This is a genomic window from Phenylobacterium sp. LjRoot225 (assembly GCF_964252855.1).
Taxonomy (GTDB): domain Bacteria; phylum Pseudomonadota; class Alphaproteobacteria; order Caulobacterales; family Caulobacteraceae; genus Phenylobacterium.
Genome location: NZ_CAXUPL020000002.1, coordinates 935,093 through 960,752, shown reverse-complemented (window position 1 = coordinate 960,752; position 25,660 = coordinate 935,093). Strand labels below are relative to the sequence as shown.

24 protein-coding genes are annotated in these 25,660 nt (G+C 68.0%); 11 read left to right on the top strand and 13 right to left on the bottom strand.

The features are described 5' to 3' along the window. Positions 1 to 16 precede the first annotated feature (16 nt). The 4 genes from ACSQ2B_RS14785 to ACSQ2B_RS14770 all read left to right on the top strand — a co-directional run bounded on the left by ACSQ2B_RS14785 (position 17) and on the right by ACSQ2B_RS14770 (position 3,069). Positions 17 to 922: a dihydrodipicolinate synthase family protein gene (locus ACSQ2B_RS14785; protein WP_436050917.1), complete on the top strand. Its 906-nt coding sequence runs from the start codon at positions 17 to 19 to the stop codon at positions 920 to 922. A gap of 259 nt (positions 923 to 1,181) precedes the next feature. Further along, the gene (locus tag ACSQ2B_RS14780) at positions 1,182 to 2,138 is read left to right on the top strand and encodes a TauD/TfdA dioxygenase family protein (protein ID WP_436050915.1); all 957 of its coding nucleotides are present in this window, start codon (positions 1,182 to 1,184) and stop codon (positions 2,136 to 2,138) included. Between the two features lie 27 nt (positions 2,139 to 2,165). Further along, entirely contained in the window at positions 2,166 to 2,519 is a 354-nt protein-coding gene (locus tag ACSQ2B_RS14775; RefSeq protein ID WP_436050914.1) for a hypothetical protein, read from the top strand. 115 nt (positions 2,520 to 2,634) lie between these two features. Beyond that, positions 2,635 to 3,069, top strand: a complete 435-nt coding sequence (locus tag ACSQ2B_RS14770) for a cupin domain-containing protein (RefSeq protein WP_436050913.1) — start codon at positions 2,635 to 2,637, stop codon at positions 3,067 to 3,069. Positions 3,070 to 3,105: 36 nt separating this feature from the next. Here the strand turns inward: ACSQ2B_RS14770 and ACSQ2B_RS14765 are convergent, their stop codons facing one another. The 13 genes from ACSQ2B_RS14765 to ACSQ2B_RS14705 all read right to left on the bottom strand — a co-directional run bounded on the left by ACSQ2B_RS14765 (position 3,106) and on the right by ACSQ2B_RS14705 (position 18,204). Next, positions 3,106 to 3,585 carry a DUF6644 family protein gene (locus ACSQ2B_RS14765; RefSeq protein WP_436050912.1) on the bottom strand — a complete coding sequence of 160 codons (480 nt, stop codon included), beginning with the start codon at positions 3,583 to 3,585 and terminating at the stop codon, positions 3,106 to 3,108. A gap of 3 nt (positions 3,586 to 3,588) precedes the next feature. Continuing rightward, positions 3,589 to 3,939: a DUF6152 family protein gene (locus ACSQ2B_RS14760; protein WP_436050910.1), complete on the bottom strand. Its 351-nt coding sequence runs from the start codon at positions 3,937 to 3,939 to the stop codon at positions 3,589 to 3,591. 77 nt (positions 3,940 to 4,016) lie between these two features. Next, positions 4,017 to 4,877 carry a TIGR03619 family F420-dependent LLM class oxidoreductase gene (locus tag ACSQ2B_RS14755; RefSeq protein WP_436050909.1) on the bottom strand — a complete coding sequence of 287 codons (861 nt, stop codon included), beginning with the start codon at positions 4,875 to 4,877 and terminating at the stop codon, positions 4,017 to 4,019. Continuing rightward, positions 4,874 to 6,634, bottom strand: coding sequence for an FAD-binding protein (locus ACSQ2B_RS14750; protein WP_436050907.1), 1,761 nt, complete (start codon positions 6,632 to 6,634; stop codon positions 4,874 to 4,876). Before ACSQ2B_RS14750 ends, ACSQ2B_RS14755 begins: the two co-directional genes overlap by 4 nt. Next, positions 6,631 to 7,035: an EthD domain-containing protein gene (locus ACSQ2B_RS14745; RefSeq protein WP_436050906.1), complete on the bottom strand. Its 405-nt coding sequence runs from the start codon at positions 7,033 to 7,035 to the stop codon at positions 6,631 to 6,633. The genes ACSQ2B_RS14750 and ACSQ2B_RS14745 overlap by 4 nt, the downstream gene beginning before the upstream one ends. A 38-nt stretch (positions 7,036 to 7,073) precedes the next feature. Next, positions 7,074 to 9,320, bottom strand: coding sequence for a TonB-dependent receptor (locus ACSQ2B_RS14740; RefSeq protein ID WP_436050904.1), 2,247 nt, complete (start codon positions 9,318 to 9,320; stop codon positions 7,074 to 7,076). Positions 9,321 to 9,428: 108 nt separating this feature from the next. Then, positions 9,429 to 10,781, bottom strand: a complete 1,353-nt coding sequence (locus tag ACSQ2B_RS14735; RefSeq protein WP_436050902.1) for an aromatic ring-hydroxylating oxygenase subunit alpha — start codon at positions 10,779 to 10,781, stop codon at positions 9,429 to 9,431. A gap of 154 nt (positions 10,782 to 10,935) precedes the next feature. After that, positions 10,936 to 11,451, bottom strand: coding sequence for a nitroreductase/quinone reductase family protein (locus ACSQ2B_RS14730; protein WP_436050900.1), 516 nt, complete (start codon positions 11,449 to 11,451; stop codon positions 10,936 to 10,938). 452 nt (positions 11,452 to 11,903) lie between these two features. Then, positions 11,904 to 13,553, bottom strand: coding sequence for a Glu/Leu/Phe/Val dehydrogenase dimerization domain-containing protein (locus ACSQ2B_RS14725; protein WP_436050899.1), 1,650 nt, complete (start codon positions 13,551 to 13,553; stop codon positions 11,904 to 11,906). Between the two features lie 6 nt (positions 13,554 to 13,559). Beyond that, the gene (locus ACSQ2B_RS14720) at positions 13,560 to 13,910 is read right to left on the bottom strand and encodes an Hpt domain-containing protein (RefSeq protein WP_436050898.1); all 351 of its coding nucleotides are present in this window, start codon (positions 13,908 to 13,910) and stop codon (positions 13,560 to 13,562) included. A 3-nt stretch (positions 13,911 to 13,913) separates the two neighbouring features. Then, entirely contained in the window at positions 13,914 to 16,754 is a 2,841-nt protein-coding gene (locus ACSQ2B_RS14715) for a response regulator (RefSeq protein WP_436050896.1), read from the bottom strand. Between the two features lie 50 nt (positions 16,755 to 16,804). After that, on the bottom strand, positions 16,805 to 17,518 hold the full coding sequence (locus tag ACSQ2B_RS14710; protein WP_436050894.1) for a tetratricopeptide repeat protein: 714 nt from the start codon (positions 17,516 to 17,518) through the stop codon (positions 16,805 to 16,807). Between the two features lie 263 nt (positions 17,519 to 17,781). Continuing rightward, entirely contained in the window at positions 17,782 to 18,204 is a 423-nt protein-coding gene (locus tag ACSQ2B_RS14705; RefSeq protein WP_436050892.1) for an SRPBCC family protein, read from the bottom strand. Positions 18,205 to 18,571: 367 nt separating this feature from the next. Here ACSQ2B_RS14705 and ACSQ2B_RS14700 point away from each other — a divergent pair, with 367 nt between their 5' ends. From ACSQ2B_RS14700 to ACSQ2B_RS14670, 7 genes are all read left to right on the top strand, one after another. Continuing rightward, positions 18,572 to 18,805, top strand: coding sequence for a hypothetical protein (locus ACSQ2B_RS14700; RefSeq protein WP_436050890.1), 234 nt, complete (start codon positions 18,572 to 18,574; stop codon positions 18,803 to 18,805). A 7-nt stretch (positions 18,806 to 18,812) separates the two neighbouring features. Beyond that, on the top strand, positions 18,813 to 19,916 hold the full coding sequence (locus tag ACSQ2B_RS14695; protein WP_436050888.1) for an ABC transporter substrate-binding protein: 1,104 nt from the start codon (positions 18,813 to 18,815) through the stop codon (positions 19,914 to 19,916). 33 nt (positions 19,917 to 19,949) lie between these two features. Then, positions 19,950 to 20,828 carry an ABC transporter permease gene (locus tag ACSQ2B_RS14690; protein ID WP_436050886.1) on the top strand — a complete coding sequence of 293 codons (879 nt, stop codon included), beginning with the start codon at positions 19,950 to 19,952 and terminating at the stop codon, positions 20,826 to 20,828. Beyond that, on the top strand, positions 20,825 to 21,688 hold the full coding sequence (locus ACSQ2B_RS14685) for an ABC transporter permease (RefSeq protein ID WP_436050884.1): 864 nt from the start codon (positions 20,825 to 20,827) through the stop codon (positions 21,686 to 21,688). Before ACSQ2B_RS14690 ends, ACSQ2B_RS14685 begins: the two co-directional genes overlap by 4 nt. A gap of 117 nt (positions 21,689 to 21,805) precedes the next feature. Then, a complete protein-coding gene (locus tag ACSQ2B_RS14680; protein WP_436051039.1) occupies positions 21,806 to 22,879 on the top strand; it encodes an ABC transporter ATP-binding protein in 1,074 nt (357 codons plus the stop codon). A gap of 35 nt (positions 22,880 to 22,914) precedes the next feature. Further along, a complete protein-coding gene (locus tag ACSQ2B_RS14675; RefSeq protein ID WP_436050882.1) occupies positions 22,915 to 24,318 on the top strand; it encodes a glutamine synthetase family protein in 1,404 nt (467 codons plus the stop codon). A 7-nt stretch (positions 24,319 to 24,325) separates the two neighbouring features. Next, positions 24,326 to 25,600, top strand: coding sequence for an NAD(P)/FAD-dependent oxidoreductase (locus tag ACSQ2B_RS14670; protein ID WP_436050880.1), 1,275 nt, complete (start codon positions 24,326 to 24,328; stop codon positions 25,598 to 25,600). Positions 25,601 to 25,660 lie beyond the last annotated feature (60 nt).

Sequence of the window (25,660 nt, the reverse complement as noted above, 5' to 3'; positions counted from 1 at the left end):
CCTGTACTCACACCTCATGAGCTCAGCCATCTTCCAAGGCCTCTCGGCCTTCCCCTTGACCCCGGCAAGCCCCGAAGGCCGGGTGGACGCCGACGCGCTTGGCCGACTGCTGGAACGGCTCGTCGCAGCTGGGGTGGATTCCATAGGTCTGCTGGGCAGCACAGGCATCTATGCCTACCTGGAACATTCGGAGCGGCGCCGCGCCCTGGCCGCCGCGGCGGAGGCTGTGGCCGGCCGCACGCCCCTGATCGTCGGGATCGGCGCTCTTCGGACGGACTGGACGCAGGAGCTTGCCCGCGACGCCGAGATGCGCGGGGCCGACGCCCTGCTGCTGGCGCCTGTCTCCTATACGCCTCCCACGGAAGAGGAGGTGGTCGCCCACTATGAGGCCGTCGCCGAAGCTACGGGTCTGCCGATCTGCGTCTACAACAACCCCGGGACCACGCATGTCGTCTTTTCAGAAGACCTGCTTGGACGGCTCTCGCGCGTCGCCCGCATCGCCGCGGTGAAGATGCCGCTTCCTCGGGACGGCGACCTCAAAGGGGAGCTGGCCCGGCTGCGCGCCTTGGCGCCGGGAGATTTCCAGATCGGCTACAGCGGTGACTGGGGCGTGGCGCCCGCCCTGCTTGCGGGGGCTGACGCTTTCTACAGCGCGATCGCCGGCATATTGCCGGAGCCAATGCTCGCCCTGGCCCGCGCTGCGCAGGGTGGCCGCGCGGACGAGGCCGCCGCTCTCGATCTGGCCTTTCAGCCGCTTTGGGCCCTGTGCCGGGCGCACGGCGGTTTGCGCGTCAGTTACGCCATCAGCCGGCTGCTGGAACTTGAGGCCGGCGAGCCACCGCGCCCCTTGCGGCCGCTTTCGGCCAGTGTGACGGACGAGGTGGCTCGGGCCATTGGGCAGCTGACGGGCGGCCGAGCCTAGCCAGGCGTCGTGGGGCCGCCAGGTCCCCAGGCACGACCTGCCTTGTCGATTGCGCGGTCTGTCGAGATTTCGGCCGACGCCGCATGCGACCTTTCCCGACAGAATATGGGATCGCGGGCCAAGCGCTGTCCGCGCCTCCGGAACAGCGCCTACGGCGGAGGTGGAGCGGTCGCGGCGACGAACCCTCGTCGAGCGCAATCCGACCTCACCGTCCGTCGTCGGCCCCCAATCGATCGCGCTTCTGTCAGGAGAGTTTGTGATGTCGGAGATCCGTGTGACGCCGCTGGACCGAGATCTTTCGTTCGGCTCGCGGATCGCCGGGGTGACGCGGGCGACGCTCGAGGACGAGGCCGTCCGCAAGCAGATCAACGAGGTCTTCGAGGCGCGCGGCCTGATCGTCTTCGAGGACGTCGAGCCGACCGGCGAGATGCAGCTGGCGATCAGCAATGTCTTCGGGCCGCTCAAGGACCATCCGGTCGGCGCGGTGGCGCGCGTCGACCAGAACCGGATGCCGGGCGTGATCGAGCTCAAGCACGATCCGGCCCAGGCGGCGATCGTGGAGATCGAGGGCCGGCGGCTGTCCGAATGGCTGCCATGGCACTTCGACCATTGCTACAACAACGAGCTGAACCGCGCCGGGGTGTTGCGCGCGATCGAAGTCCCGGTGGAAGGCGGCCTGACCGGGTTCGCCGACGGCATGGAGCTCTACGAGGCGCTGTCGCCCGAACTCCGCGAGCGGATCGACGCACTCAATGTCATCTACACTCTGGACATGCGCTTCACGCACATGAGGTTCGGCAAGCCCGAGACCCTGCGCGAGATCACGCCGAAGAAGGTCCTCTACGATTCACTGGAACTGGTGAAGACGCTTCCGCGTGCGATCCATCCGGCGGTGTGGACGCGCAAGACCGGCGAGAAGGTCCTTCACGTCTCGCCCTGGATGGCCGTCGGCCTAGAGGATCACGAGGACCCGGAGGGCGACGCCCTGCTCTCGGCGGTGTGCGACGAGATCATCGCCAAGATGAGGCCCTACTATCACCAGTGGAAGCCCACCGACATGCTGGTCTGGGACAACTGGCGGCTGCTGCACTGCGCGACCGGCTGCGACCCGAAATATACGCGCTGCATGCACCGCACGACGGTGAAGGGCGACTACGGCCTCGGCTATTTCGAGAACGGCGGGGCCGGCCACGCGATCCTCGAGACCACCGTCTGACGCATCTCGCACCGACCGGAGATAAGGATGGGCCAATACACCTGGATCGTCTTCACCAACTGCAACGACCCGGAGCATGAGGCCGAGTTCATCCAGTGGTACGACGACGTCCACCTGGCCGATCTGCTGAATGTGCCGGGCATCGTCGGCGCCCGCCGCCTGAAGCTCTCGGATGTCCAGGTCACCCGGGAGAACGAGCAGATCATGATCTGCGACATCGAACGGAGCGGCGCCAAATACCAGAACGTCGCCTTCTACGAGATCGAGGCGGAGGCCGTGCGGCCCGTCCTCGACGAGATCGTGCGCCGCGCCGGCGGCCCCCAGATGGCGCTTTCGCCCTACCTCGGCGAGGTGAACATGATCATGTACGAGCGGCGATAGCGAAGAGCGTCAGGCAAGGTCGTTGAGGATGGCCGTCGCCCTCATGTGCTGACGGAACCTTGTTCTTCACGGGGTGATTAGTCGCAGCGTCACCGAAGACATGGGAGACCCGGAAATGAAGACTTTCGTCTCTGCGCTCGCTCTTTCATGGCTGCTGAACGGCGCCGCAATGGCCGTCGCCGCCCAGCCAGCGCAGACCGGCCCGGTCGGACTGAAGCTCACGCCGATCGTGGAGACCGCCACCACGATCACCGGCCAGCCGATCCGCTTTCCGCAAGGCGACAACCAGTTCACCGCCGCGCTGGTGGACGTCGCGCCGGGTGGTCAGGTCGGCCGCCACATGCATCCGGTCCCGCTATTCGTCTACATGCTCGAAGGAACGCTCTCCATCGAGATGGAGGGGCACCCCACCCACACCTTCAGCGCCGGCCAGGGCTTCGCCGAGGTGACCAACATCTGGCACAACGGTCGCAATCTCACCGATAAGCCGGTGCGCTTCCTGGTCGTGTTCTCCGGGCAGAAGGGCGTGCCGAACCTCATCCGTCCGTGAGCCGCGTCACGCGCCCGCCCGAAGGCCGCCGGGGCGCTAAGCATAGGCGATGAGCCGTCCGAGCGCGGCGGCTGAAAGCCACAGCGCCAGCGAGACGGCCGCCAGGACCCGCGCGGCCGCGGGGATGCGTTCGTTCCACGCCTCGAGCCCACGCCGCCACCGCAAATGGATGGCGACGACGTTCACGAGAGCGGCGGCGATCACGGCCAGCTTCCAGCGGAACACCGTGGACCGCATCAGCGGAGCCGCGTCCGCGGAGAACATGATGAAGCCGCTGATCACCTGGAGCGTCAGCCCGGCCGCAGCCAAGGCGATCAGATTCGGCGCGAGAGCCGACAGTGGCGATCGCCGGAACAGGCCGAGCAACCGAAGGTCCAGCAGGCCGATCGAGCCGACGAGCATCACCAGGCCCAGCAGATGCGCCAGGTTCGCGAGCGGATAGCCGAACTCGGAGCCGCGCGCCCAAACGCCCAGGGCGGAGGTTTCGAGCCGGAGAGCAAGCGCCTCTGGCTCCATGAATCAGCGGAGCTCGACCGTCTTGCCCTTCACCGTAATGCGCTCGATGCGCATCTCCGTCGTTCCGTCGCGGCGGGGATAGCCTTCGAGCGTCACCGTCTCGCCCGGTTTCAGCATCGCCTCGGTCAGGCCCCGCGCCTCCATCCGTGCGACCGGCGCCAGGATCACGGTCCAATTCTGCTTCTGATAGGCCACCTGCGCCGCGCCATGCGGATTGCGCCATGACACGGCGGTGAGCGGGGCGGTGAACTTGATCACCTTCTCGGCGTCATAGGAGCTCCAGCCGTGATGGGCGAAGCCGGCCGTGGGCGCCAGCAAGCCGAAGACGGTGGCGGCGATGGCCAAGGACCTCATGGGGCGGCCTCCGGGCTGCGGAGCCAGGAGGATAGCACGCGCCCGCAACCCTCGCCACGCAGGCGGACGGCCCAGCCCTAGGCCGCCCGCAGGCTCTGTGCGGCGGCGTAAAAGCGGCCGGCGTTGCGATCGAAGTCGGCGAAGCTTGCGGAGCTGCTGATGAAGGAGCAGGCCGCCTGGACGCAGCCGGCCTCGGCGAACCGGTGCAGCCGGTCGATCACGCGCGCGGGCTCGCCGTCGCATTTGATGCGCAGGGTGCGCGGGATCCGGCGGCCCGCCATCTCGTCCAGCCGCTCGCCGGCTTCGCGGAATTCCTCCGGCGTCAGGTGGCCGCCGGAGGTGTCGAGTTCGCTGGGATGCCAGTAGTCGGCGTACTTCGCCGCCCGGCGGATCGGCGCTCCCGTCGCCTTCAGGCTGCCGATCCACAGCGGCACCCGCGCGCCCTGGAACGGCGGCGGGTCGAAGACGACGCCGCCGAAGTCGAACCATCTGCCGTGGAACTCGACCTCGCCGCCCTTCCAGCAGGCCAGGATGGCGTCCAGCGTCTCGTCGGTGAACGCGCCGCGCTGGTCGAAGACGTCGCCGCGTCCCAGGGCCTGGTATTCGCCCCTCAGCCAGCCGACGCCGACGCCGAAGTCGATGCGGCCGCCGGACAGGTGGTCGAGGCTGGCGATCATCTTGGCGGTCAGCACCGGGTCGCGATAGGGCAGCACCAGGACGCCGGAGCCGATGCGCGCCCGCCGGGTCTGGGCCGCCAGGTGCGCCATCGCCACCATGACCTCGGTCCAGCTCTGCTTGTGCAGGTGATCTTCCGCCAGGCCCAGCAGGTGGTCGGAGAGCCAGAAGCCGTCCCAGCCCATGGCCTCGAAGTGAGGCCCGGAATTCAGCGCCTCCAGCATGTAGTCGCCCTCGTTGGGCAGCACGAGATCGAGCCTCATGCTTCGCCCCCGGCCCCGGCGCAGTGGCGGGCGGCGATATAGCCGAAGGTGAAGGAGGCGGCGATGCTGGCGCCGGCGCCCGGGTAGGTCCGGCCGAACACCGGCGCCGTGAAGTTGCCGCAGGCGTAGAGGCCGGGAATCGCCGAGCCGTCCTTGCGCAGAACCCTGGCATGTTCGTCGGTGATGACGCCGCCCGCGGTGCCGACGTCCCCGGGATAGATGGCGACGGCGTAGAACGGGCCCTGTTCGATCGCGCCCAGGCAGGGGTTGGGCTTCACCGTCGGATCGCCGTGCGAGCGGTCGAAGGCGCGGCCGCCGCGATTGTAGTCCAGGTCCACGCCGGTCCTGGCGAAGCCGCTGAACCGCTGCGCCTCGGCCTTCAGCCCTGCGGGGTCGACGCCGCAAAGCTGCGCCAGTTCATCGAGGGTGTCGGCCTTCTTCATGTAGCCGCTGTCGATCCACTGTTGCGGCGTCGTCCCGGGCAGCAGCGGCCCCCAGGCATAGCGCTGACGATGGCGGGCGTCGAAGATGGCCCAGGCGGGGATGGCGCGGCCGGTCTCGGCGTGGCGGGCGTACATCCGCTCGCCGATGTCCATGTAGGAACCGGATTCGTCGCAGAACCGCTTGCCGTCCTGATCCACCAGCATGACGTGCGGCAGGCTCAGGTCGAGGTGATGCTGGAACGGGAAGAGATCGCCGTCCGGGGTGCGCGTCTCCGGCGGCCATTCGCCGTTGGTGTTGTGGGAGGTGACCACCCACCAGGCCGTATCGAGCTCGGCTGACGCCGCGTCGAGGTTCAGCAGGACCTCGAGCAGATCGCCGGTGTCGCCGCGATTGGCGCTGGTCCAGCGGTCGGAGATCGGCCCGCGGGCGTATTTCCGGCGCAGGTCCGCATTGCGCGAGAAGCCGCCGGCGTCGATCAGCACGCCGCAGCGGGCGCGCACCTCGACCCGCCGCCCCTCATGCTCGGCCACCACGCCGGTGACCCGCCCACCCTCGACAATCAGATCCTTCACCGGGGTCTCGGCGTAGGGCGCCAGGCCTTGCCGTAACGCGATCTCCAGCATCCGCCCCTGCAGGGCCGAGCCGCATCCGGAGACCTGCTCGCCGAGGAATTTCGCGCGCAAGCCGAGCCACACCAGCTTCAGCGCCTTCAGCTTGCCCGCGAGGGTGCGCTTCAGGAGCAGCAGGGTGCCGAACTCGTCGGAGCCAAGCGGGATCGGGATGACCGGCGTGTAGACGGCGATCCGCGGATACCAGGCGCCGAGCTTCTTCACGTCGAAGGGGACGGGCATCACCGAACGGCCCTCGGGCAGGCCCCCGGGCAGGTCGTCGCGATAGTCCGGCCAGACGTGCAGGGGACGCCGCAGCTTCAGGCCGAGCCGCATGAGGAAACGGAGCATCTGCGGCGCAGTCCGCAGGAAGGCCTCGCGGCGCTGCGGCGTGGAGCCGGGGCTGTCTGCGCCCACGACATGGTCAAGGTAGAGCCTGGCCTCGTCGATGTCGTCATGGACGCCCGCCTTGGCGAGCAGCGGGTGGTTGGGGACCCAGAGCACACCCCCGGACAGGCTCGTCGAGCCGCCGACCTTGGCTCTCTTCTCCAGGATCACGGCGCTCTTGCCGGCCTGCTGGGCGGCCAGCGCCGCGCACATCGAGCCGCCGCCCGAGCCGACGATCACCAGGTCGTATTCGGTCTGCAGCGGGCCCTGGCCGGAAGGCGCTGTCGTCGCGGTCTCGCTCTTGCTCAAGGCGTTCATGCCGGCGCCCCTCGCCGCGCGCTGAGGTCCTCTTCGAGCGTTTCGCACGCCACCATCCAGCAGTGCGGCCGGTCGAAGTACCGCTCTTCGTCCTGCTTCAGCTGATCGTGATGCTCGAGCGCCAGGCGGTTCATCTCGTCGAGCGCTGCGCGGTCGGGGAAGACGAGTTCGGAGACCACGTCATAGCCGACGCCGGCGTCGGCGGCCTGCTCGCCATCCGTCGGCCCGCCGCCTTCGACGAAACTGTGCGCCGCGCGAAGGTAGTTGCGGCGATACTCGGTCCACAGGTGGCCGAACAGCTCTACGGCCAGCCGGGCGTGGCCGTTCTCGTAACCCTCTCGAAACGCCTCGGGCGACAGGCCGGGCTTTCGCTTGACCATGACCAACAGTTTGATCGGCATGTCTGGCCTTTGCTTGTAAGAGCTCGCGCGACGACGTCTCAGAACCGGTATTCGACCTGGACGCCGTATTGGCGCGGGGCGGCGTAGGAGACCGCGTCCGAGACCGTGCTTTCGAGCACGCTCGCCAGGTAGTCCTTGTTGGTCAGGTTCTTGCCGTAGACCGACAGCCTCACGCCCCTCAGCCCAGCCGGCTCCACGAACAGCTGGGCGTTCAGGAGCGTGTACCTGCCCTGTTTGATGTCCTCGACCGGGTCGAAGTAGAACCCCGAATTATACTTCAGGTTGGCGGACGCCCCGATCCTGCCCCACGCGAGCTGGTGCTCGTAGTCGACATTGGCGGTGAGCGTCAGCTTCGGCGCCCGCATCATGCGGGCGCCGCTGGCGTCCACCGAGACCGAACAGTTGCCGCCCGGGAAGGAGTCCGCGCAGGTGAGGGGAACGCCGTCGATGAGCGTGCCGTAAGGCACGAACGCCTGGGCGTTCGCGAAGCGCTTGTACTTGGCGTCCAGGACTACGGCGCCCAGGCCCAGTGTCAGATCCGGCGAGACCTTGAAGGAGGAATCGAAGTCGACGCCGTCGATCTTCGCCTTGGCGGCGTTGAGATATTGGCTGCCGGTCGAGGGCCGGTAGACGAAGACCTGGATGTTCTTGTAGTCGTCGTGGAAGACGGCCACGCTGAAGCTGAATGCATCCGACAGCCGCCCCTTGTAGCCGACCTCGTAGGCCGTAACGACCTCCGGACGCACCGGATCGGTGGGCGGAATGCACTGGGTGGCGCGCCCCAGCGTGGCGTCGTAGCAGGGGTGGACCGCATTGGCGTCGACGAAGCCGCTCTTGAAGCCCTGCGAGACGCTTGCGTAGACGGTGGCGTCCTCGTTCGGCTTGTAGCGGACCACGCCGCGGGGCGTGAACTTGTTGAAGGTGAAGCCGCCGCGCGGGTCCGGGTACATGTTCGGGTCGGGAAGCGCGGCGCCGTAGACCTTCTGCCGTTCGGAACTGTAGCGGCCGCCGAGCGTGAGCGTCAGCGCATCCGTGAGCTCGTAATTGCCCTCGATGTAGCCGGCGTAATAGTTGCGCTTGTTCTGGGTGTGGTTGCCGAAGGTGGCGACCGGCGGCGGGGTCGCCGGGTAGGGCGCGCCGCCGTAGAAGGTGAAGGTATAGGGGTCATACTTCTCGGCGTTGAACATGTAGAACAGGCCGGCCGAAACCGTCAGTCCGCCGAACTTCCTGGAGAGGAAATTCACCTCCTGGATGATGTCGTGCTGCTTGACGACGAAGTCGGACAGGGCCGCGAGATTGACGCCCGTCTCGTCGCTGTCCTGGAAGTCCGTCACCTTAACCTTGCCGTAGGCGGTGACGGTGCTGACCGTCCCGATATCGGCGACCGGGATCTTGCCCAGCAGGCTCACGCCGGCGGTGCGGATCCGCACGTCCGGTTGAAGGTTGTGAGCGAACTGGTGCGGCTCGGTGGGCAGCGGCGTTCCGAAGAAGGCCGCGACAGGCGTGGCGATCGAGACGTTGTTGTAGGCCTGGCCCGCGTAAGGCGTGGAATCGTAGCGCTTGGTGGCGAAGGCGTTCAGCGTGAAAGAGGTCTCGCCGACCGGAGTCCACAGCAGTTTGCCGCGGACCTGATGTGACCTGAGGCCCTTGTCGCGGCCGCCGCGCAGAAGGTCGCGATTGAAGCCGTCGCGGTCCTCGAAGGCCGCGGCGAGGGCGCCGGCGAGCTGTGAGGTGATCGGCCCGGTGACCCATCCGCGAACGGCCTTGTCATCGTAGTTGCCATAGCTGGCGCTCAGCAGGCCCTTGGGCGTGAACGAGGGCTGGATGGTGTTGATGATGATGGCCCCGCCGGTGGCGTTCTGGCCATAGAGCGCCCCCTGCGGCCCCTTGAGGACCTGCACGCTCTCGACGTTCGGCAGGTCGGCCAGCTGCCCCGATTGGGACGGCTGGTAGACCCCGTCGACGTAGGTCGCCACGTTGCTGCTGTCGGCCAGGCCCGAGCCGGCCGACGAGATGCCGCGGATGGAGGGCTGGGTGTAGGCGCCGTACATCGGCAGCTCCAGCCCCGGCGTGACCTGGGCCAGCTCCAGGGTGTTGGTGACGCCGGCTTTCGCCAGCGTCTCGCCGCTCAGTGCGGCGACCGACATCGGGACGTCGACGAGACGTTCCGACCGGCGCTGGGCGGTGACGATGATCTCGCCGGCCAGGTTGACGCCGGCCTCCGCCGTCGCCGGCGCGGGTAGGCTGGTTGCGGCTGTCTGCCCCAGGGCCGGGCTGACCAACACGGCAAGCTGGGACGCGCCGGCAAACAGGTAGACGCAAGCGCGATGACGCTGTGTCAGGTCTTCCTCCCACGTATTTTTATATTGGCGGCGCGAGTCTAGTCGCGCTCGCTAGTCTTCCATGTAGCTCCGCAAGACCCGGTGGAAGTTGGCGATCGCCTGTTCCTTCTTCGGATTGGGCCGGATCCCGGGAAAGGCGACCTGTTTCATCCCGAGCTGCACCTGCTCCATGTTAGAGAAGTCCTGCAGCAGGATGCGCCCCCAGAACGCCTCGTCCTTCCGGTCGTCGCAGCGCTCGGGCTTGGGCTGGGGCGGCTCGACGCCCTCCGGGGCGCGGTCGAGGGCATAGACCTCGAAGATGCAGCTGTCGGGATCATAGCCGTTCGGCCGGGCGCGGTAGCCCAGCACGAAGGTGGGCGCCTGGAGGATCACCGTATTGGGGAAGATGTGCCAGTCGTAGCCGGCCTCGGCGGATTGCTCGGGCGTGACCTCTGGCCAGGTGACGCCGCGCCCGGCGTCGATCTCGCGCGCCCACCCGAGCATCCTGTCGTAGGCCACATAGGGCGGCGTCTCCGGCGGCAGCTCGACCGGGATCCGCTGGGCGGCCTGGGCGATGCTGTGGCTCTGGAAGGCGTCGAGCGTCTCGTAGAGCAGCCACTCGCGCTCCGCGATCGCCTGCAGATAGTCCTTCCGGGGCTCGGGGTAGATATAGGCCGATCCCTCGCCGAGGTTTCGCATCCCCTCCTGGATCAGGACGCCATGGTTGGCGTGCTTCCCCTGCGCCCGGCTCCAGGTGATGACGTCCGAATAGCGCATCAGCTGCGGGTGGGTGCCGAAGGTGTGGTAGCTCTCGTTGAAGGCTTCGACCGCGACCTTCCAGTTGCAGGGCATGACCAGCCACTTGCGCCAGCGGTAGCGCATCTTGCCGATCTCGTAGGGACGCAGCAGGGCGGCGGCCGGTTCGAGGAAATCCCGCAGCGGCTCGCACTCGGGATCGAAGTTGATGAAGACGTAGCCGCCCCAGGTGTCGAGCCGCACGTCGCGCAGGCGCAGATTGTCCGGCGTCAGGGCGTCGCCCCAATCCTCACCCTCCAGGACACGCAGCGACGCGCCGTCGAGGCTCCACTGCCAGCCATGGAACTTGCATTGGAAGCGCTTGGCGTGGCCGCAGTCCTCGGTCAGCCTGCGCCCGCGGTGCATGCAGACGTTATGGAAGGCCCTCAGCTGGCCGTCGTCGCCGCGGGCGACGATGATCGATTGGTCGAGGATCTCATAGGTGACGAAGTCGCCCGGGCGGGGCAGTTCTTCGACCCGGCAGGCGATCTGCCAGACCTTGAGCCACAGCCTGTCGCGCTCGCGCTGCGCATAGTCCCGGGAAAGGTAGGGCTCGACCGGGAAGGTCTCCGAAACATGCTGCGGGTCTTCGCCGGCGGAGATCCGCGGAACGTCCTCCATCACCCGCATGAACACCCCCTCCGTTCTTGACGTTTCTCGTTGCGAGCCGGCGATAAGGCGCAGTGCGGCCGGCGGGCGCGTTTCACGTCTTGAGGAAGACCATCACCCTAGGTGTGAGCTAACATTGGGGGGCGGGCCGAATCTCGACACTGCGCGCAAGGCATCAGGCATTCTGCGACGGCGGCGCCGTCGCCTCAGCTCGCCGACCGCTGACCGGCTTCAGCATCACCACCGGGATGACGCGATCGCCGGCCGACTGTTCGTACGCCGTGTACGGCGGATAGAGCCCCGCCATATAGCTCCACACGCGGGCGCGCTCCTGGCCCTCCGCGACGCGCCAGGCGCCGCGGAACTCTTGCGTGGCGATCTGGAAGACGGCCTCTCCCTGCTCCAGCAGGTTCAGGAACCAGGCAGGATGCTCCGGCGCGCCGCCCTTGGATGCAATCACCACCCACTCGCCGCCGAAGACGCCATAGAGGAGAGGGACCACGGACGACCGCCCGCTCCGCCGTCCGGTCGTCTTCAGCAGCAGGGTGGGCAGCATGCCGGGCACGCCCACGTGGCTGAAGTCTTCGATATGCCCGTCGGCCCCGCCGCTTGCGAGATATCGTGCAAGGTGGTCCGCCACGAACTCCTGGGTCCGCGCCAGCAGTTCGTCGGCGCCTTCCTGCGAAGTCATCCAAACCTCCCAATGTTTCTATTTCTGGCGGTCCTGGGACCGGCGGGGCCAGAGCTTCCGAGCGGTCGCGGCGGTTGTCCATGTCTGTGGAGGAACGGACGGTCTCGATCCGGGTCCGAGGGAGAGCGAGATGGACGCCCCGTGCGGCTGGCGCCGCACCGGCGGAAACCGCCAAAATTTTTTCAGCCGCGCAGGAACTTCACGCCCGCGCGGAGGTTGATGAGGCGACCGTCAAGCGAAAGCCCGAGGGTCGAGACCGGAGCCTCAGCCAGAAATGGAAGAGACCGATCCCAGAAAGCCCGGCGCGCACCCTTGAAAAAGGGCAACGCCGGGTTTTCGCTGTGCGGATCCGCAAAACCAGATCTCCGGTGCAGACCGCGGCCAGCCGTCGTTGCGCCTCGGTTCATGCAGGCGACGACGACAGGTCAGGATCCGCCAGGACCGGACAGGCTCTACGGGAAAAGCCCGCGCAGCTGATGGGCCGCGCCGACGCGGTTCAGGGCCTCGATCATGGCGGCGGTGCGCATGTCGAGCTTGTCCGCTTCCGCCCGCCGTTGGGTCCGGGTCATCGCGTCGGTGAGGATGTTGCGCATGCGCTCGTTGATCTCTTCGAGCGGCCACATCAGGTTCTGCAGCCCCTGGACCCACTCGAAATAGGAAACGACCACGCCGCCGGCGTTGGCGAGGATGTCGGGCAACAGGAAGACGCCGCGCTCCTTCAGGATCTCGTCGGCCTCGAGCGTAGTCGGCCCGTTGGCGCCTTCCGCCAGGATCCGGCAGTTCAGCCGGCCGGCGTTCTCGGCGGTGATCTGGTTCTGCAGCGCGCAGGGCGCAAGGACATCGCAGTCGAGCTCGAGCAGCTCGCGATTGGTGATCGCCTCGCCAAAGGGGCAGTCGGCGAGCAGGCGGTGCTCGCGGACATAGTCCTGGAGCTTGTCGATCGGCAGTCCCTGCGGATTGTAGAGCGCCGTTCCGACATCGCTGACCCCGACCACCTTGGCGCCGCTTTCCGCCAGGAAGGTCGCCGTATGCGCCCCGACATTGCCGAACCCCTGAACGACCGCCGTCCCGCCGTTGAGGTTGACGTCCATGCTCCGGCACGCGTGCTCGATCAGATAGACCAGGCCGCGGCCGGTCGCCTCGTTGCGGCCCAGCGAGCCGCCCAGCACGATCGGCTTGCCCGTCACGACCGAGGGCACCGCATAACCGACATGCTGGCTGTAGGTGTCCATGATCCAGGCCATGACCTGTCCGTCGGTGCCCATGTCGGGGGCGGGGACGTCCTTGTCCGGCCCGATGATGCCGATGAATTCAGAGGTGTAGCGCCGGGTCAGCCGCTCGAGCTCGCCTTGGCTGAGCGCGGCCGGGTCGACCCGCACGCCGCCCTTCGCGCCGCCATAGGGCAGGTTGGTCAGGGCGCATTTCCAGGTCATCAACATGGCCAGGGCCGCGACCTCGCCGAGGCCGACGTCCGGGTGGTAGCGGATCCCGCCCTTGGTCGGTCCCATCGAGAGCACATGCTGCACGCGATAGGCGAAGACCGTCTCCACCTGGTCGCCCTTGTCGCGCTTGAACGGCAGGGCGGCGATCTGGGCGCGTTCCGGAAACAGCAGCCGTTGGCGGATGTTGTCGTCGAGCTCGGCGATGTAGGCGGCCTTGAGGAGCTGCTGCTGGGCCAGGTGGAACATCGCCGAATGCCACTCGGCGCCCCGGGCATGGGCCCGCTCGACGGCGTAGTGGATCGAACGCAGCAGCGAGACGCTGTTGATGCGATCCTTCAGAAGATAGTCCTGCGCGCCGCCTTCGACCGCCCTGGACGCCAGGCTGACGTCGTCAAGCGAGCTCTGGATGATGATGGGCGTCTCGGCCGACTGCGCGCGGACGCGGAAGAAGGTGTCCAGCGCCATGCTGTCGGGCAGCATCAGGTCGAGCAACACGACGTCGACGCCGCCCTTGGCCAGGCGCTCCAGCGCGGCGGCGAGCGTCTCGACGGTGACGACGTCGAACGTCGGGTGCTCGGAGCGGCCGAGCAGCCGCTGGATGAGGCGCATGTAGAGCGGGTTGTCCTCGACCAGGAGGACGGTGAGGGGCTTGCTGGCCATGGCGCGTCATCCCGTCTGCTGGCTGGTCTTGTCGGCCAGCGCCGCTGTCAGGCGGTCGATTTCGAGGCGGAGCGCGTTCCAGCCGCCGTCCGCGCCGGACAGGTCGCCCCCGGCGCCCATCACCTCCAGGCGCCGCGCCGCTTCGGTGGCCGCCGCCGTCGCGAAGATGCGGGCCGAGCCCTTGAGGCTGTGCGCGGCGCGCTGCAGCGCCAGGCCGTCGCCGGCGTCGATGGCCGCGCGGACCTGACGCATCATCTCCGGGCATTCCTCAATGAACAGGCCGGCGAGCTCGATCAGCAGATCCTCGCTGCCGTCGACGTTCTCAAGCGCCCTGTCCCAGTCGAGCACAGTCGCCATGTCTCACTCCCTTCCTTCTCTGTCTTCCGCGCCGTCCGTGCTCGCCCGCAGCTTCCCCCGGCTCTCCACGACCGCGTAGAAATCGTTGGCCCTGAGGGGCTTGGCGACATAGCCGTCCATGCCGGCGGCGAGGCACCGCTCGCGGTCGCCGCGCATCGCGTTCGCCGTCATGGCGACGATCGGGATATGTGCGCCGGTTTGCATTTCCGCCGCGCGGATGGCGGCGGTCGCCTGGAAGCCGTCCATCACCGGCATCTGCACATCCATCAGGACGAGGTCGAAGCCGTCGCCCGCCACCGCCTCGACCGCCTTGGCGCCGTCGTCGACGATCTCGACCCGGTGGCCGCGCCGCTCGAGCAGCCGCTGGGCGACGCGCTGGTTGATCGCATTGTCCTCCGCGACCAGGATTTTCAGCGAGGCCGGTTCGCTGGGCGCCTCCGGCGCGGTCGGCAGCTCCTCTTCGCCCGTCACGCCGAGCACCGCGAGAATCGACTGCAGGAGCTCCGACTGACGTACCGGCTTCAGCAGGAACCGGCCGACGCCGGGGGCTGAGGCGCGCCGGGCGATCTCGTCCTTGTGCGCCGAGGACAGCATGATCAGCGCCGGAGCCCCGATCTCCCGGCTGAGCGCCATCTGCTCGGCCACGGCGAAGCCGTCCATGCCGGGCATCATCACATCCAGCAGCACAAGCCGGAACGGCTGACCGACGGACGCGGCGTTCTTCATCGTGGCGAGGGCCTTGGGGCCGCTGTCCGCCGTCTGGGACTTCATGCCCCAGCTTCGGACCATCTCCACGAGGATGCGCCGGTTGGTCTCGTTGTCGTCCACCACCAGCACCGGCAGGTGGTCCAGCGCCGACCGATCGAGCCGCGGGCCGGCGACCCCCTTTTCGGCGACCGCGAAGGGCACGGAAAAATGGAACAGGCTTCCCTTGCCGACCTCGCTCTCCAGCTCCAGCCGCCCCCCCATCAGCTGGACGAGCTGGGTGGCGATCGTCAGGCCCAGGCCGGTGCCGCCATAGCGACGGGTGAACGAGGCGTCCGCCTGGGAGAAGGCCTCGAAGATCACTTTCTGCTTGTCCGGCGGGATCCCCGGCCCGGTGTCGCGGACGCCGAAGTGCAGGCGCGCGCCGCTTTCGCCCTTCGTCTCGCAGCTCACCTCGACGACGACTTCGCCCTTGTCGGTGAACCGGACCGCATTGCCGACGAGGTTGATGATGATCTGGCGCAGTCGGTGCGGGTCGCCCTCCAGGCCCTCGGGCACGTCCAGCCCGACATGGCAGGCCAGCTCCAGGCCCTTCTCGGTCGCCCGTCCGGCCAGCGTCTGCAGCGCGTCGGCGAGCTCGTCGCGCAGGCTGAACGGCACGGCCTCGAGCTCAAGGCGCCCGGCCTCGACCTTCGAGAAGTCGAGGATGTCGTTGATCAGGTGCAGCAGCGCTTCGGCCGATTGGCTAATCATGTGGAGATATTCGTGCTGCACGGGCGTCAGGTCGGTGTCGCCGAGCAGTTCCGCCGCGCCGATGACGCCGTTCATCGGCGTGCGGATCTCGTGGCTCATATTGGCTAGGAACAGGCTCTTGGCGCGGGTCGCCTCCTCGGCCTTGGTCTTGGCCGCCCCCAGGTCGCGTGCGGAAATCTCCAGCTGCAGCGTCCGCTCCTCCAGCCGGCTGTAGACCCTGCGCAACTCGGCGGTGCGTTCCTCGACGACGCGCTCGGTGCGGGCGCGTTGATTGGCCAGCGAGAAGAGGTAGGCGACCAGGACGGCGGTGACCGACAGGCCGCCGGCCAGCGCGATCGTGGGGGCGGCGAGCCAGCCTTGGCGGCCATAGGCGTCGGTGGCGGCGGCGTAGACGGTGTAGACGCTGTCGCCGATGACGATCGAGCTCGAATGAAACAGCTCAGCGTCCATGGCGGGCGCGCGGCCCTCCGTTGCGGGGCGCGACGACTTGCGCTCGTCAGGGGCGGGGATCGACAGCAGCACCCGCCGGTCGGCGGGCGCGGATGAATCCAGCAGATAGAGGTCGACGCCCTCGCGCGGCGTCAGCTCGATCGCCTCCTGGATCAGGTCGCCGACCCTCAGCACCGCGGCGACGAACCCCTTCAGGCGCTGCCGGCGCTCGTCGGTGCTCGCCGTCTCCTCGCCGCGGTCATAGACCGGCGCGAACACGGCCATGCGCAGGTCGTCGTCGGGCGCGCCGGGCAGCCGAACGCGGACGGCCGCGTTGACCTCGCCGGTGTCGCGCGCCGCCAGCAGCGCGGCCCGCGCCGCCGGGTCCGATCCCCAGTCGAAGCCGAGCTCTTCGGGGGCGTCGCCGAAAGGCGATTGCGCAAAAAACACCGGGAAATAGGCGTCGCGCTCGCCGGCCGGGGCGAGCGTCCCGTCGGGCGCCATCTGCCGGAACCGGTAGCTCGGATCGACCTCCCGCGCGCCCAGGGCCTCCCAGGCGCCTCGCCGGGCCTGGGGCGCAAAGGGGATCCACTGCAGGGAGTCGATGTTGGAAGGCTCGGCCAGGAAGACCTCGGAGAAGGCCTCGAAGTCGCTCCGGTCGACGGCTTGCGACGCGCGGTAATGGGCCAGGAGGGCGGTGACGACGCCGGTCTCGGACGAGAACTGCCGCTTGATGCTCTCGGCCCGTTGCTCGGCCTCCAGCGCAAACTGGGTCGCGGTGGAACGATGCTGATCGGCCAGCAGCCCCCGCCACACGCCCAGCGTCAGCAGCAGAGCCAACAGGCCGACGACGATGACAAAGCGGTAGCCGCCGCGGGCGGGCAGGGTGGCCACCCGCTGCACGACCCGCCGGAGCGTCGTGGTGAACGACGCCGGTCCGAGCCCGGCCAGCCTCAATCCCCCTCTCCACCTGGCGAGGGGCGCCGCCCCTTCGGGCCCAGCGGGGGTCATTGGTAACGCACCTTCGAGGGCGTCGCCCGCCACACGCTCGCCAGTTGTCGCGCCTCGCTGACCTGCGCCGGGGTCATGGCGGCGGCCACGTGCTGCAGCGCCCGGCTCGCACTATTGCGCACGACGTCCGTTCGCGCGTTGGCGCGGGAGAGCGCGAGCCATTTGTAGGCGGACACCAGGTCCCGCGGCACGCCGCGACCCGCGCCGTACATCTTACCCAGCTCCTGCTGCGCTTCGGCGTGACCCTGCGCGGCGGCGCGCTCGAACCAGTAGGCGGCCTTCTGGGGGTTCACGCGCACGCCGGCGCCGATGAGGTAGAAGGCCGCGAGGGTGAACTGCGCCCGGGAGTGCCCCTGTTCGGCGGCGCGGTTGTACCATCTCGCCGCCTCCAGCAGGTCCTGTTCGACGCCCTGCGACCTGAAATACATCTCGCCCAGATTGAACTGGGCCGCCGGCGACCCCAGCGCCGCCGCCTGGCGGAACCATTTTCTAGCCTGGGTGTAGTCCCGCCTGGCGCCCTGCCCGTACAGGTACATGACGCCCAGACTGTTCTGGGCGTTGGCGTCGCCTCGATCCGCCAAGGTCTGGTAGATGCGAGCGGCCGTCGCATAGTCGCCGCGCTGATGGGCGGCGGCGGCGTCCTCCAGCGGTCCAGCCCAGGCGGAGAGTGCGAGGGCCTGAATGAAGGCGGCGATGCAGAGCGGGCGCAAGACCGCGCCCTGACCGCCCTTCGTCGAATGCGGTCTCGCGGGGCCTATCGCCTTGCTCCGGCCCACCATATCGGTTCTCCCGCGCCTCGCGCGGATCGGGTCCAGAAAAACAAGCTGATCCTAACGCAGATGGGGCTGAAATGCTTGGAATTTCAGTGCGTCCCATGCCTGCGGCGGCGGCGTTGCTGTCCAGGAGAAAGGCATGGGGATTCCCCGCCCCGCCGAGACGTGTTCAGCCAAGTCGAGTCGTGGATCTTCGTCGCTCAGTGCGAGTGAGTCAGCAGGTGGGCCAGGCGGTGCAGGTTCTCCTGGACATGTTGCTTGCGGACCCAGGGCACCTCCGGAATGGGCAGCTTGGGGGGATTTCGCACGTGAACGGTCGCGATCGCGCCGCCCGAGGTGGGGGCGACCTGATAGACGATGATCCCGCGCACCGGCCCCTCCACGATCTCCATGGCCAGCCGGCGGTCGGGATCCAGCTCCGTGACTTCGGTGACGAACGGGCCTCGCAGGCCCAGCGTGCCGGAGTCATGGCGAACGCGCGACCCGACAGCCATGGGGCCGGGGGTCAGCCTCTCAGCCTTCCCGGCCTTGTTGACCCATTTGTCCTCCAGATCAGGATCAAACATGATCCGCGCGACCTCGGCGGGCGCCGCATGGATGACTTGCTCGACATGAAATTCCATGGGGAGACCCCTCCTGCAATGATCCAGGTCGCTTGACCGAGAATTTCCTACGCTTGGCCGTTCGCGGACGCGCGATGGGTGAACGGGGCGAGAAGAGTTGGAGTTCCGCGGTTAAGTCTGCGACGGGCCACCGGAGATTGGTGACGACGCCAGCTTCCATGCGGCGCTTGTGATCTCAGTGGGTGCGATCGACGCGCCTATAACCGGGCTGCGCCCCCCGCCGCTGAAACCTGCGAAGTCGAGGCCGGCTGCTCGGGGCTGATTTGACATTTCTCTAGGCGCCGACGCCGGGGCTGTCGCCGTTGCGACGGCCCCGGTTGACTCGGCGGGACGCCCTTGAAACTGTGATCACCGTTCAGGGGGGTGCATGGGGTCCGCACTGCTGGCGACATCGTCGAAGCTGTCCGGCCGGATGACCGCGCCCGTGCTGCGTAACGCTCGGGAGATGCGCATGGCGCTTGATCCGGTGCTCATGGCGGCGCGACATCTGCGGTTGAACAAGTCCACCGGTCGGCGAGCGCAGGCGCGATCTTGCGGGCGCCGCAGCATGAGAGCCGGATCCAAGTCGCTGAACCGCAAGCTCGACGCCCAGGAGGCTTAAGCAAGACATGAACACGATCCGTCGCGGCCAGAGCCGTCGTTCGCTGCTCACCACCTTCGGCGCCGCCGCCGTGGGGCTTTCGTTCGGTGGGCTGGAAGCCTGCAGTCCCAAGGAAAAGGCCTCAGGCGCCGCCGGCGCCGAGGAGCCGAAGCTCAACTTCTACAACTGGGACACCTACATCGGCAAAACCACCCTGGGCGACTTCAAGAAGGCGTCCGGCGTCGATGTGAACATGAGCCTGTTTGCGACCAACGACGAGTTGTTCGCCAAGCTGAAGGCCGGCAATCCCGGCTTCGACGTGATCGTGCCGTCCAACGAGTTCGTCACCCGGATGGCGCAGGCGGGCATGCTGATGGCGCTGGATCACGCCAAGATCCCCAACATCAAGAACATCGACCCGTCGTTCCTCGATCCGAGCTTCGACCCGGGGCGGAAGTATTCCATGCCCTACACCTGGCTGACGCTCGGCATCGGCTATCGAAAGTCGAAGGTGAAGGGGGTTCCGGACAGCTGGAAATACCTGTTCGACTCGCCGGAGTACGCCGGTCGGATCGCGCTGCTCTCGGAATCCGCCGACCTCGTGCGGCTCTGCGCGAAATATCTCGGCCACTCGGTCAACAACATTCCCCAGGAGATGCTGCCGAAGATCCAGGCCATGCTCATCAAGCAGAAGCCCTTCATCAAGGCGTTCCACGACGACAACGGCCAGGACATGCTGCTGTCCAAGGATGTCGATCTGGTGCTTGAATACAATGGCGACATCGCTCAGGCGATGGTCGAGGACCCGGATCTCGACTTCGTGGTGCCGAAGGAGGGCAGCTTGCTGAACTCCGACACCCTCTGCATTCCGACCGGCGCGCCGCGGCCCAACAACGCCCACGCCTTCATCAACTACCTGCTGGACGCCAATGCGGGCAAGGAGATCACCGAGACCATCCTCTATCCGACGCCGAACGCCGCGGCGAAGGCGCTGATGCCGGCCAGCTACAACGAGAACAAGGTCATCTTCCCGCCGGCCGAGGTGATGGCGAAGTGCGAATACGGCGCCTTCGAGGGGCCGGAGAAGGCCAAGGAATACGAGGAGCTGATCACCAGGGTCCGCGCCGCCTAGCCGCAGCCCAGGCGACCAAGGAGAGCCCCCGCTTTGGAACAGAGCTGGAAAAAGGCCAAGGCCGTCTTCGCAGGGGCGCTGGGGCCGCCGCTGTTCTGGCTCGTGGCCTTCTTCCTCGTGCCCATGGGGATCGTCTGGGCCTACAGCTTCGGCGAGAACCGGGGTCTGACCGAGATCGTCATCGACGGGACCTTCCAGAACTACGCCCGGGTGTTCGAGCCGCTCTATCTGCTGATCTTCTGGAAGTCGGCCTGGACGGCGGCCCTGACCACGCTCTTCTGCCTGATCCTGGGCTTCCCGGTGGCGCTCGCCATCACCTTCGCGCCGTCCAAGCTGAAGGCCTGGCTGCTGCTGCTGGTGATGCTGCCGTTCTGGACCAACCTGCTGGTCCGCACCTACGCCCTCATCGCCGTCTTGCGGACCGAGGGCTATATCAACCTCACGCTGGGATGGATCTGGACGCGCCTGACAGGCGCGGCGTTCACGCCGCTGGAGCTGCTGCACAACAATTTCGCCGTCGTCGTCGGCCTGGTCTACGTGCACCTGCCCTTCATGGTGCTGCCGCTCTATTCCGCCCTGGACCGGCTGGACCGCTCCCTGCTGGAGGCCAGTCTCGACCTCGGCGCCGGGCACCTGCGGACGCTGTTCTCGGTGGTCGTGCCGATGGCGCTGCCCGGCATCGCCTCGGGCGTGGTGATCACCTTCATCCCGGCGCTCGGCGCCTATCTGACGCCGGACCTGCTGGGCGGGCCGGAAAGCCAGATGATCGCCAACGTCATCGAGCGCCAGTTCAAGCGGGCCAACGACTGGCCGTTCGGCGCGGCCCTGTCCTTCGTCCTCATGTACCTGACCTTCCTGGCGATCGCCGTTCAGGCCGTCAGCGCGCGCACCCGCAAGGCCGCCGAACCATGAGCCGCAAGCCGCCCGCCGGACCGCTCGAATACCTGCGCCGCTGGCCGCTCCAGGCCTGGCTGGCGATGGTGGCGATCTTCCTCTACGCGCCGCTGCTGACGCTGATGGCGTTCAGCTTCAACGACTCGCGCCGCAACATCGTCTGGAAGGGCTTCACCCTCGACTACTACAAGATGGCCCTGACGAACTCGAGCCTGCTCGAGGCCTTCGGCAACTCCCTGACGATTGCGGCCGTCTCCACCCTCGTCAGCCTGATTCTGGGCGCCCTGGCGGCCCTGGTGCTCTGGCGCTTCCGCTTCCCCGGCAAGACGGCCTTCGACGGCGCGCTCACCCTGCCGATCGTCGCACCGGAGATCTGCATGGGCGTGGCCATGCTGGTCTTCTTCGCCAAGGTCGTGCCCTGGCCTCAGGGCCTGCCCTGGCCGTTCAACCTGGGCGCCATCATCATCTCGCACATCTCCTTCTCCTTCCCCTTCGTCGCGGTGGTGGTCCGCGCCCGCATGGCCTCGTTCAACCGCGAGATGGAGGAGGCGGCCCGCGACCTGGGCGCCGGCGAGTGGCGGATGATCTGGGACGTGATCGTGCCGCACATGGCGCCGTCGCTGGTGGCCGGCGCCCTGCTGGCCTTCACCCTCAGCCTCGACGACTTCGTGATCACCTTCTTCACCTCCGGGCCGGACACCATCACCTTCCCGGTGAAGGTCTATTCGATGGTGCGCTTCTCGGTGACGCCGGAGGTGAACGCCGCCTCGACCCTGCTCATCGTCCTGACCGTCGTGCTGACCGCGGTCGCCCTGCGGCTGCAGGGCGATCCCGCCGCAGCCGCCGGCCATGGCGGCCCCGCCGAGAAGAAGAGCTGACCCATGACGCCGCTCGTCTCCGCCGAACCTGCCGTCGCCGGCGCGACCGGCCAAGCCCTCGAGCCGGCCGGGCGGCCGATCATCATCTTCGAAAACGTCACCAAGCGCTTCGGCAAGATGATCGCCGTCGACAATGTCGACCTGACCATCCACGAGGGCGAGTTCTTCGCCCTGCTGGGCCCCTCCGGCTGCGGCAAGACCACCTTGCTGCGGATGCTCGGCGGCTTCGAGACCCCGACCGAGGGGCGCATCCTCATCGACGGCCAGGACGTGGCGAACACCCCGCCCAACAAGCGGCCGGTGAACATGGTCTTCCAGTCCTATGCGGTCTTCCCGCACATGACGGTGGCCGACAACGTCGGCTATGGGCTGAAGGTCGATCGGGTGGCCGCGGCGGAACGCGCTCGCCGCGTCGAGGAGGCGCTGGCTTTGGTGCAGCTGGACGGCTTCGGCGGCCGCAAGCCGGACCAGCTCTCCGGCGGCCAGCGACAGCGGGTGGCGCTCGCCCGCGCCCTGATCAAGCGGCCGCGCGTGCTGCTGCTGGACGAGCCGCTGTCGGCGCTGGACGCCAAGCTGCGCGACCAGATGCGCAGCGAACTCAGCGCCCTGCAGCAGAAGGTCGGCATCACCTTCATCATGGTCACCCACGACCAGGACGAGGCCCTGGCGCTGGCCAGCCGCTGCGCGGTGATGAACCGTGGGGTGCTGCAGCAGGTGGCCCCGCCCAATGACCTCTACGAATTCCCCAACTCGCGTTTCGTCGCCGACTTCATCGGTACGGTGAACCTGTTCGAAGGCGCGCTCGTGGAGGACGAGCCGGACCAGGCGAAGGTCCGCTCGCCCGAGCTGGAGGCCGACATCTACCTCGACCACGGGGTGACGGGGGCTACGGGCGCGACGGTCTGGGCGGCGATCCGGCCGGAAAAGATCGAGCTCAGCAAGCGAGCGGAGGGATCGGCCCCGCCCAAGCTGGACGAGGACGCGCCGGCGGGCGCCAACGCCGTGGCCGGGGTAATCCGCCAGGAGATCTACCTGGGCAGCGACTCGCTGTTCGAGGTGGAGATCGCCGGCGGCCGTCGCATCCGCGTGCAGCGCTCGAACCTCACCCGCTGGGACCAGGAAGAATTCTCCGTCGGCGAGGCGGTTTGGCTCAGCTGGCACGCCTGTTCGCCCGCCGTCCTGCTATCCTGAGGCGGAATGACAGGAGGCCCCATGAGGGCGAACTGATGAAATACCGTGAGAAGAGGGCCAAGCCCGCGCCCTACGCCGCACGCGGCGTCGGATCCGTGGAAGAGGCGGCCGAGTGGTTTCGCCGGCAGAACATCGAAGAGATCGAATGCATGGTGCCCGATCTCGCCGGCGTGGCCCGCGGCAAGATCATGCCCGCGACCAAGTTCCTCGCCACCCCGCAGATGAACCTGCCGCTGGCGGTCTTCTACCAGACCATCACCGGGGACTTCCCGGACCTGGAGGGGCTGGTGGGGGCGGTGCAGTCCGACACCGACATCTTCCTCACGCCGGACTACGGCACCCTGGCCGTCGTGCCCTGGGCGCACGATCCGACGGCCCAGGTGATCCACGACGCCTTCTCGCCCGACGGCGCGCCGGTTGAGGAGAGCCCGCGCCGGGTGCTGCGCCGGGTGCTGGAGCTCTACGCCGCCAAGGGCTGGAAGCCGGTGGTGGCGCCTGAGCTGGAGTTCTACCTCGTCGAGAAGAACCTCGATCCCGACTATCCGCTGAAGCCCCCGGTGGGCCGTTCCGGCCGACCCGAGACCGGGCGGCAGGGGTATTCCATCTCGGCGGTCAACGAGTTCGACGCCCTGTTCGAGGACATGTACGAATATTCCGAACAGCAGGGCCTGGCGATCGACACCCTGATCCACGAAAGCGGCGTGGCGCAGATGGAGATCAACCTGCGCCATGGCGATCCCCTGGAGCTGGCCGACCAGGTGTTCATGTTCAAGCGTACGATCCGCGAAGCGGCGATGGCGCACGACATCTACGCCACCTTCATGGCCAAGCCGATGGCCGCCGAGCCGGGCTCGGCCATGCACATCCACCAGTCGATCATCGATCCGGCGAGCGGACTGTCGCTGTTCTCGGACCCCGAGACCGGGGCGCCGACGGCGATGTTCGAGTCCTTCATCGCCGGCCAGCAGCGCTACCTGCCGGCGATCATGTCGATCCTGGCGCCCTACGTGAATTCCTACCGGCGGATCGCCCGGGACTCCGGGGCCCCGATCAACACCCAGTGGGGGCACGACAACCGCACCGCCGGCCTGCGGGTGCCGCCGTCGGACGCCGCCAACCGGCGGCTGGAGAACCGCATCCCGTCGTCTGACGCCAACCCCTACCTGGCCATCGCCGCGGTGCTGGCGACCGGCTACCTGGGGATGGTCGCCGGGCTCAAGCCGAGCGCGGCGGTGGCGGACGACGCCAACGCCGGCGGCATCGCCCTGCCGCGCAGCCTGATCGACTCCCTGGCTCTGATGGAGTCCTGCGAGCCGCTGGTCGAGATCCTGGGGCCGCGTTTCGTCGCCGCCTACACACGGGTCAAGCAGGCGGAGTACGAGACCTTCATGCAGACCATCAGCCCGTGGGAGCGGGAGTTCCTGCTGCTGAACGTCTAAGCGGCCCATGCGCAACCGCGGTCATCCGCCCGGCGGCTGGTACGCCGAGACCGCCGGTCCGCCATTCGACCTGCCGGCGCTGCAGGGCGAGGCCCGTTGCGACGTCTGCGTCGTCGGCGCGGGCTTCACCGGCCTGGGGGCCGCCCTGGAGCTGACCAGGGCCGGCGCCGACGTGCGCCTGCTGGAGGCCGCCGAGGTCGGCTCCGGAGGCTCGGGCCGCAACGGCGGCCAGATCCACACCGGCCAGCGCCGCGACCAGCCCTGGCTGGAGGCGCGCCTCGGCGACGTCGACGCCCGCCGGCTCTGGGATCTGGCCGAGGCGGCGCGGGATCATCTGCTCGCCTTGGCCCGGACCATCGACTGCGACCTGCGGCCGGGCCTGCTGCACGCGCGTCACCGCCAGGGCGGGGAGGAGGAGGACGCCCGCTTCATCGAGCATATGCAGCGCGTCTACGGCTGCGATCGCTACGGCCTGCTCGACGAGACCGCCCTGGCCGAGGCCCTGGGGACGGAGGTCTACCACGGCGGCATGATCGACCGCGGCGGCGGCCATCTGCACCCGCTGAAGCTGGCCCAGGGCATGGCCCGTGCGGTCCTGGCCGCGGGCGGCGTCATCCACGAGCGGACCTTCGTCCGCCGCTGGCGCCGCACCGCCGCCGGGTTCGTGGTGGAGACGCCGCAGGGCGAGGTCGTCTGCCAGCAGCTGATTCTGACCGGCGACGGCTATCTCGACGGGCTGTCGTCGGCGCTGGAGGCGCGGGTGATGCCGATTCAGAACTTCATCGCCGTCACCGAGCCGCTGGACGATCCCGCGATCCTGCCGGGCGGCGAGGCTGCCGCCGACAGCCGCTTCGTGGTCCGCTACTGGCGCCGCACCCCCGACGGGCGGCTGCTGTTCGGCGGCGGGGAATCCTATGTCGCCGGCGAACCGGCGGACATCGCCGCGGTCGTCCGCCGCCACCTGCTGGAGGTCTATCCCCAGCTCGGCGCAGCGAAGATCACCCATGCCTGGGGCGGGGCGCTCGGCGTCACCTTCCACCGCCTGCCGTTCGTGCGCGAGCTGATCCCCGGCGTCTGGACCGCCGCCGGCTATTCCGGCCAGGGGGTGATGCTGGCGCCCTATGTCGGAGGTCTGCTGGCGCGGGCGACCCAGGGGGATCGGGCCGGGGTCGACCTGCTGGCGCGCCTGCCGTGCCCGCCGTTCCCGGGCGGGCGTCTGTTGCGCTGGCCGGTGCTGGCGGCCGGAATGACCTGGTATGCGCTGCGCGATCGGCTGGGCTGAATCATCTCGCACCTGATCGTCATCGCCGGGCTTGTCCCGGCGACCCATGAACCCTGATCT